Raw genomic sequence first — 260 nt, forward strand, 5'->3', positions numbered from 1 at the left:
CGATAGTAGCTGTAAAATTCCACTTAAAACAAAAGAGTTTGCTGTTAATTTAGCAAACTATAGGTATTGGTCCGAGCGTGAGCAGTTTTATTTTGATGAAATTTTATTTCAAAATGAAGAACATGCAGGTTCATCTATGCGATGGAATGCAGCTATGGTTGGCGACATGCATAGAATTATATGTAGAGGTGGTATATTTTTATATCCTGCAGATAGTAGAAAAGCGAGCCGTAATGGCAAAATTAGGCTGCTTTATGAGG

The 260-nt window shown here is 36.2% G+C and carries 1 protein-coding gene; it reads left to right on the forward strand.

Annotation, left to right across the window (positions count from 1 at the left end; translation table 11 throughout):
• On the forward strand, positions 1-260 hold a 260-nt coding region (locus R0K30_RS22455; protein ID WP_486304032.1), incomplete at both ends, for a hypothetical protein.

The organism is Bacillus sp. SIMBA_154 (assembly GCF_046536015.1).
GTDB lineage: Bacteria > Bacillota > Bacilli > Bacillales > Bacillaceae > Bacillus > Bacillus pumilus_P.